The organism is Candidatus Rhabdochlamydia sp. W815, assembly GCF_018642185.1.
Lineage (GTDB): Bacteria > Chlamydiota > Chlamydiia > Chlamydiales > Rhabdochlamydiaceae > Rhabdochlamydia > Rhabdochlamydia oedothoracis.
In genome coordinates, this window is the sequence record NZ_JAAVTY010000068.1 from 1 (window position 1) to 8,137 (window position 8,137).

Genomic DNA, 8,137 nt, shown 5'->3' on the forward strand with positions numbered 1-8,137 from the left:
ATGGAAAAATTGCGAAAGAAAACTACATACAAGCCTGAATATGGTGGTTCTTGCTTTTATTGCTCTACTTTTGAAAAGATTTTAAACAGGCTCTAAGAGAAGCTAATCTGTTTTTAGCTTGTAAAAACAGATTAGCTGTTTGACAAAATAAAACTCTGAGCTACTTAGAACAGCTCAGAATGTGATTTTCCAAGCAGGAGTTATTTTTTATCCTCATCATCGAGAATTTCTACTTCTGCTTCTTCTATGTTTTCTTTCTCATTCTTTGGTGGTTGAGCATCTGGTGCTGGTTGTGCGCTCTGCATCGCTTCCCCAATTTTTTGCATATGGGTATTTAGCTCTGTGTAGGCAGCTTTAATAGCAGCAATATCCTTATCACCTAGTGCTTTTCTTACAGCATCTATTCTGCTTTGTACTTCTTGAGCAAACTCTTGAGGGATGCGCTCTTTAAATTCCTCCAAAGCTTTTTGTGCTTGGAAAGCTTCAGCTTCAGCTTTATTTTTTAGCTCTGCTTCTTCTTTATTTTTTTTATCTTCTTCTGCGTGATCTTCTGCATCTTTTAGCATGCGCTCAATCTCAGTTTCAGATAAACCGGATTTTGCTTCAATGCGAATTTTTTGCTCTTTGCCACTTTTTACATCTTTTGCTGATACATGCAAGATACCATTAGCATCGATGTCGAAAGCCACCTCGATTTGTGGCATACCACGAGGTGCAGGAGGGATATCTGTAAGATCAAAACGGCCAATTTCTTTATTGTCTTTAGCCATTTTACGTTCCCCTTGCAAAACGACAATAGTAACAGCAGGTTGATTATCAGCTGCAGTAGAAAAAATCTGTGTTTTTTTAGTAGGAATCGTTGTATTTCTTTCTACAATAGGAGTTAGAACTCCACCTAGTGTTTCAATTCCTAAAGTCAATGGGATTACATCGAGCAATAAGACGTCTTTGACATCTCCTGTCAGCACAGCCCCTTGGATAGCAGCACCAATAGCGACAACTTCATCAGGATTAACTCCTTTATGAGGTTCTTGGCCAAATATTTCTTTCACTTTTTTCTCAACAGCTGGCATACGAGACATTCCGCCTACTAGAATTACCTCATTGATTTTTTCTTTGGTTAATTTCGCATCTTCAAGCGCTTTTTCACAAGGTTTAATCAAACGTTCAATTAAGTTATGAACTAAGGATTCTAACTTGGCTCGGGTTAATGTTAATGCGAGGTGTTTAGGACCTGATGCATCCATAGTAATAAATGGTTGATTAATTTCGGTAGTCTGTGTACCAGATAGTTCAATTTTAGCTTTTTCAGCAGCATCGCGCAAACGCTGTAGAGCCATGCTATCTTTACTTAAATCAATACTGGTTTCTTTTTTAAATTCCTCAAGCATCCAATGTAGAATAGCATTGTCAAAGTCGTCACCGCCTAGATGAGTATCTCCGTTTGTTGCTAACACTTCGAAAACACCACCGTGAATTTCTAATACAGAAACATCGAATGTACCTCCACCTAAGTCAAAGACCACTACTTTTTGATCTTCTTTTTTTTCTAGCCCATAAGCTAAAGCAGCAGCAGTTGGCTCTGGAATGATTCTTAAGACATTTAAACCAGCAATTTTCCCCGCGTCTTTTGTCGATTGTCTTTGAGAGTCATTGAAATAAGCAGGGACTGTTACAACAGCTTCAGTGACTGGATGCCCTAAATAGGCTTCTGCTGTTTCTTTCATTTTCATTAAAATCTGAGCTGCAACTTCTTCAGGAGTGATTATCTTGCCAGCTATGTTAAATACAACGTCTCCATTTGCATTTTTAGTGATTTCATAAGGGACGGTTTTAATTTCAGATTCCACTTCATTAAACTTGCGTCCAATAAAACGCTTAGAAGAAGAAATGGTAGACTTAGCATTGGTAACAGCTTGTCTTTTTGCAGGCACCCCTACTAAACGTTCATTATCTTTATAAGCAACGGTTGATGGAGTTGTACGACCTCCTTCTGCATTGGAGATTACTGTTGCTTTGCCGTTCTCCATAATAGCAACGCAAGAATTCGTAGTTCCTAGGTCGACACCAATAACAACTTGTTTTTTATTAGAATTAGATTGTGCCATAATATATTCTCCTTTTATTTTTTTATGTATCTTGTTCTGGTAAAGAAGGTTTTTCTAAATCGGTTGTTTCCTTCTTTTTTGATTCTGGCAAAACAGCAACTTTTACATGCGCTGGGCGTATAGTGCGGTTACTGCTTTTATACCCTTTAATAAATTCTTGAAGGATAGTTCCTTCTGGAGTTTCCTCTGTCTCTTTTGTCTCAATTGCATAATGCAAATTAGGATCAAACATATTGCCATCAGAGCTAAAAGCGGTAATTCCATGCTTTTCTAACGCCTCTTTGCATTGCTGTGCAATCATTTGGAATCCCTGAGCCCAATTAAGTACTTCTTTGGACATATGCTCTGTACTATTTAAAGCGTTTTCCAAATTATCAATGGGTTTTAAAAAATCTTCTAGAGCACATTCAATAGCAAAACGTATAGCTTCTTGTTTTTCTTTTTGCATTCTTTTGCGTGTATTATCCATTTCAGCTAGTAAGCGCAGGTATTTATCTTTGTATTCTTCCAGCTCTTGCTCTGCTTTTTGCTGATGAGTTTTTCCTTCATCTAGTTCATGCGATGCATCTTGTGTTTCATTCTGTTCTTGAGTCATCTATTTCTCCTTCTGATAAAGCGATTTATTTTCTAATAGCAAGTAGGAACTCTTTTCTAAGATAAGTGGGTTTTCTTTAGATTCGAGATGAGAGTGTTTAGGTTGTCTAAAAGAAATTTTATATTTATACATACTGCTTGTTAGCGAGTCTGAAATCATGTTTGCGGCCATTTCTAAAAGTCCAAAAAGCTCTCGATAAGGCATGCGATTTGGCCCTAATATGCCAAATGCTCCGCAGATTGTATAGTGAATGTGGTAGGGGACTGCTAATACGGAACAAGAGATAGCTTCTGGAGCAAAGGCGTGTAAATCATCTCCAATCCAAGAGTGTAATTTACCAATTTGACAGCTCTTATTGAGCAGAGCTCGCAATTGCTGCTTGTTTTCAAATAAAGACAGCCCACTTGCTAATACAGAAGCATCATTAAAATCAGGGTAAGCTAGTAATTTAGAAAAACCTGCTTGAAATAAGTCTTCCACACTAAAATTAGTATAAGAGACAATATGTCTTAAGATGGCTTCCTTATATAGTTTAGCAGAAAGGGATTCTTCTTCGTGATTTAATAGAGGTTTATCTAGTTTGTTAAGACGCCAGTTAAAATAGCTTTCTAATTTTCGCAGTAATGAATGAGAAATTTTATTATCAACATATAAAACTTCATTGTGAATAAGACCAAAGTCACTGATCAGTACACAAAGCAAGCGGTTTTGATCAATACTTACTAGTTTAATATCTAAGATAAAATCTTGATCAAAACGGGGAGCGGAAAGGAAGACAGCACAGTTGGTTAATTCGCTTAGAGATTCTGTAACTTGATTTAAATAGACAACTAGTTCTCTTGTTTGCTTTTGAAATAAACGGGTTGCGTTTTTTTTATCTTGTTCGGATAAACGAGGCTTATTTATATGTGCTTCCGCATAGATTTTAAATCCTAATGAGGTGGGAATGCGCCCTCCAGAAGAGTGTTGCTGTTTAAGATAGCCTTCTTCTTCTAATTTCATAAAATAATTGCGGATAGTTGCTGGACTCAAAGCTTTAAACCCTTGCTCTTTAAGCGTATGAGATCCAATCGGCTTACCTGTTTTAAGGTATAACTCAATCAATCCAAATAGGATTAAACGCTCTCTTTGACTTTTAGCTGGCTTTTTAGGGGTCAGTGGCTTCATATAAAAAAATCTTAAAATTTATAAAGCCAGTATAACTGAAAGGGAGCTGAGAATCAATAAAAATCAGCAGTCTTGAGGTTAGACTGCTAATTTTTATGGATAAGTTTTTGAAAATAAGATTTTTATTAATCTAAGCCATTAATGATTTTTGGGTCAGTAATAATGAGAGGAAGAATATCGACTAGACTAGGAGACCAATCTAGGCCCCGAGTATATACGATTCGAGAGGCTATTTGACAGGCAATAATCGCTTTTTTATGCATATCCGGAACCTCTATTAAAACTCTATTTTGGTATTGATTCCTCAAAAGAGGAGGACAATAGTTAAGTAAACATCGAATAAAAGGATCGGTTGGGTCATTAGATAAGGTCATAAATTGAAAATATTGCATTAATTGGTCTTTATACTGATTAATTCTTTCTGAAATCCATTCTGAAATATCGGTTAAAAATCCTTGAGTGTCTCGATGAGTAGTTAATAAAAGAGAGGCTTCTTCTCGGGCTTTTATACTTACCAATCTTAAAATTTCATTTACAATCTGTTGTTTTTCTTTAACAAATTCCTCTTGAGATAAAACCAAAGAAGTAAGTACTTCAAAAGAAGAACATGTAACGCCTCCTTTGTTAGAAGAACTATCTTTGATAATAAGCACTCCTAATTTTTCTAAAGAACGTCTAGCCCAGGGAGTAAGATAGAGATTAGCTCCTTCAATAATAGCTTGCGCAGTGGGTTTCCCTGCCTCATCTAGGAAATCTTTTATATTGTTTTCGTTTAAGGTACGAGGTCTGCCTCCTCCTGGAATAAAAACATCTGCTTTCACCTGATGTACATTGTGTCTGAGCAGATGGTTCATTTCATTTCCCGATAACCAGTCTTCTATTAACTGCCCGTTTTTTTTTCTCCAACAAAGAGTTTTTTGTGCATAAGCCGTTTCTTCTCTTTTTGTATATAAGTCTAATAAAAACCCTTCATCATTAAGCTCAGATGGAGGGTAGAAGCGTAAGGGTTTTCCTTCTTTAAATAAACGAGCCATTACCTCTAAATTTAAACCGACTGGATCAAAAATTGTACCTGAGATATCTATCGTTGCAAGCAGTTTAGCTGTAGTAGGGTAAAATCGATATAAGTTATAGATTTGATTGCCTGCTACATCGCCATCTGGTCCTCCTGACATTTTTACAGTAAAACAATCTTTGTTAGGGTTAATCCCCAGAAATTTTAACATCTCTTCCATATATACATTAACACCCAAAGAAGTAACCCCAAATTCTTTATGGTTGATCCCTGATCCAGGTTTACTAGAGATAAAGGCTCCTCCTGGCTTATAGTTATAATATTGACTATATGAGGCAATCCAATCGATCATTTCATTGTGCATATTTTCATCAGGGCCTAAATAGATGTATTCAGGCTTTTTCCAATAATCGATAATCCGTTTTGCCCGGAGTTTTCCATCGGGATCACAATTTAAAATAGTTAAAAAACTTTCAATATAAGAGCGTTGTGTTTGATAGAGGTATTCTAGCTTTTGTTCTCGATGATAAGCCTTAAGATATTGCTTGATTTCCTCTTGGGGAAGTCCTTCATCTTCTAACTCTCTTTGATAGATTTCTTCCTCAGAGTACAACCTTTCATAAGGCTCTAGGAAAATGACTCCCTTAGCACCTCCTTCTGGAATATCTTTATTTTTTTTGTTCTGGGTATATGCCAAATTATAACATTCAGCAAAAATGTAGTTTCTCTCTACAAGCATCTGTTCCATTTTTTCGGGAAATACAGTCCGCAAGCCTCCTCTAGATAAGTCGCGAAAGCGAATATGAAAACCGATAAAGTACAATCCTTTCATAAAAAAAACCGCATAGGGCAGTTCGGGGAATTTATCTTTTCTCTCATAGAAGACACTATTAAGATATTCCGGATCTAAACGAAAGCAAAATGCGGTTTTATTGTTACGGTAGACGTTTGTCTTTAATGTGTAATCGACCAGGTTCATTGCTTGTTTAAGAATATTTTTGCGCCTAGTATCGTTGATTTCATGTCCTGTGTCTAGACGATCTACTAGATCCATAAATTCTCTACGTATATTTTGATAAGCTTCTAAATTGACGCTTTCTGGATTGAATTTGGCTTCAAATGCTTGGATTACTTTCACAATTAGTTCCGGATGTCGGCAGACGCCTTCTTCAATGTGGCCAAAAGAATAGATATTCATATCAGCATGAACGAGCGTTTGGTGAATAAAATAGATGATTGCTTTGACAAGATTCCCTTGATTGCCGGTTAAAAGTCCTTCGTCGACAAAAAGCTCTTCAATGATTTCTAGTCCTTCAAAGTATTTTAACGTTACGAGTTCTCTTAAGAAATCATCGATATTGGTTTCTTCCCAAGCAGCTTTTCCTTGAATCCCATGTAAACCTAGTGACATTATGAGAATATTTTGCCTACTATATGCATCAACATAAGTAGCATTTACCCTTTTCATCGTCAGACCATGTCGATGAATCATGCGTGCCATACGGTACAAAAAACTGTATTTGGGAACATTGCGCCAAGCAAATACGATTTGCAAAGAAGGGGTATCTTTTTTCTCTTCCCAGTTTTCATTATAGCGCACTTCATACTGACAATTATCTCGAGATTTAGCACGAAAAAACATATCTAAAGCTAAAGTCAATCGCTCTTGTGGTAAAGAGCGTAAAAAATAAGAATTTAATTCTGTAATTAGCTTGTGCAAATCAGGCTCTGTTACCTGTGGGTTACGTTCTTGGATTTTTTTTAAAATTTCTTTTTCCTTTTTTAGGGAAATAACATCCTCTGATTCCTTTTCCTGTGTCTCTTTAAAGACAATCATAGAAATGCGTAGCAGCTTTTTTACCCCAGGAAAAGGGAGAGGGGCATTAGAGGTAAACGATCGATAGTTTTTAATACCAAACATTTTATAATGTTTTAAAACTTTCAAATCAGCATCTGGACTATCTAAACAAAGAGTAAATCCGAGATTTTTTAAATGAATATGGGAAAAAAAATCGTTTAGATTAAAGCTCATCAGGTTATGAACGATTAGCATCAAACTCTCTTCGTCCATCTTTTCAAAGAAACTAGCAGGCATATGCTGCTCAACCCATTGATAGCACTCTTCAAATTTTTTACGTTCTTTTTCAATACCATATTCTAGTGTTTCTTTAGGAAATTTGGATTGCGAATCCATCTCTGTTTATTCCTCCGTTGTCTTTTCTTATGAATAGCATGTAGAGGAAAAAAATCAATCTATTAAATATAAAAGAGCGAACATTATTTGATTTTTACTAACTATCGATAGAATATAAAAAATATAACAATACTTTTATAAAATAAACAAACAAGGAAAAATAGGATTCAAATTAAATTTTTTAATATTCCTAAAATATTTTATTTGATATTTTTTCTTACTTTAAAAATGCTAAAAAGCGGTTAAAGCTTATTTTAGATACTGAATACAGCAAAGAAGAAAGGATATGATGCAGGAATAAAAAGTGATCTTGTCACCTTTTTTTAGACAGGCCCTTTCAACCTCGAAGTGCAGAAAAAAGAACATATAAATACTTGAAAAAACATCTATTGTGTACCCGGGCATAGCATGTTTGTGGATAATCTCCTAAACACTTCTAGTGGAGTTTCGAAGTTGAGAGCCTTTCTAGGTCTGTTATTTAGTATAAGTTTCCACCCTTTCCATACGCTTGGAAGTAGTGTCTAAAAAGCTTTGTGTTTTAAGAAAATATTGCCTAACTAGTCCGTTTGTATGCTCATTTAAGCCTCTTTCCCAAGAATGGTAGGGCGTTGCAAAGTAAGAAGTCTGTCTCTAGCTCGAAACTAACCATTTGGTGATAGGCAAATTCTTTTCCGTTGTCTGTTGTTAATAGATCTCTTGCATAACCAATAAGCAATCTAAAATTTTAAAGTATTTTAATCCATGAGAGTATGATTGTTTAAGCGATATAGCTGGAAATGCTTTTGTTAAGATAGGAATCTATAAATGAAAGCTTTAAAATAAGGGGTTATGAAAGAAATCTATTGAGAATCACGATCAGAATGGTGAATAAAGCCTCTTTCTGGATTTCTATTCATAATAGCTTGCTGTAATGCACGTTTAACAAGATCTGTTTGCATCCTGCTACTCATAGAGAATCCAACAATTTTTCTTGAAAACAGATCTAGCACAACTGCTAAATATAGCCATCCTTCACGAGTAGCTATATAACTGATATCTGACACCCAAGTTTGATTCGG

4 protein-coding genes and 2 pseudogenes are annotated in these 8,137 nt (G+C 35.7%); all 6 read right to left on the bottom strand.

Translation table 11 applies throughout. From position 1 onward, the window contains the following. Window positions 1-200 precede the first annotated feature (200 nt). On the bottom strand, window positions 201-2,108 hold the full coding sequence (gene dnaK / locus RHOW815_RS05425) for a molecular chaperone DnaK (protein WP_215217318.1): 1,908 nt from the start codon (window positions 2,106-2,108) through the stop codon (window positions 201-203). A gap of 22 nt (window positions 2,109-2,130) precedes the next feature. Continuing rightward, window positions 2,131-2,703, bottom strand: coding sequence for a nucleotide exchange factor GrpE (locus RHOW815_RS05430; RefSeq protein ID WP_215217319.1), 573 nt, complete (start codon window positions 2,701-2,703; stop codon window positions 2,131-2,133). Continuing rightward, on the bottom strand, window positions 2,704-3,870 hold the full coding sequence (gene hrcA, locus RHOW815_RS05435; protein ID WP_215217320.1) for a heat-inducible transcriptional repressor HrcA: 1,167 nt from the start codon (window positions 3,868-3,870) through the stop codon (window positions 2,704-2,706). Between the two features lie 125 nt (window positions 3,871-3,995). Next, window positions 3,996-7,079, bottom strand: coding sequence for an NAD-glutamate dehydrogenase domain-containing protein (locus tag RHOW815_RS05440; RefSeq protein WP_215217321.1), 3,084 nt, complete (start codon window positions 7,077-7,079; stop codon window positions 3,996-3,998). 386 nt (window positions 7,080-7,465) lie between these two features. Continuing rightward, window positions 7,466-7,767: pseudogene (locus RHOW815_RS09340) on the bottom strand (IS30 family transposase); the annotation flags it as partial. Window positions 7,768-7,921: 154 nt separating this feature from the next. Further along, window positions 7,922-8,137: pseudogene (locus RHOW815_RS05445) on the bottom strand (DDE-type integrase/transposase/recombinase); the annotation flags it as partial.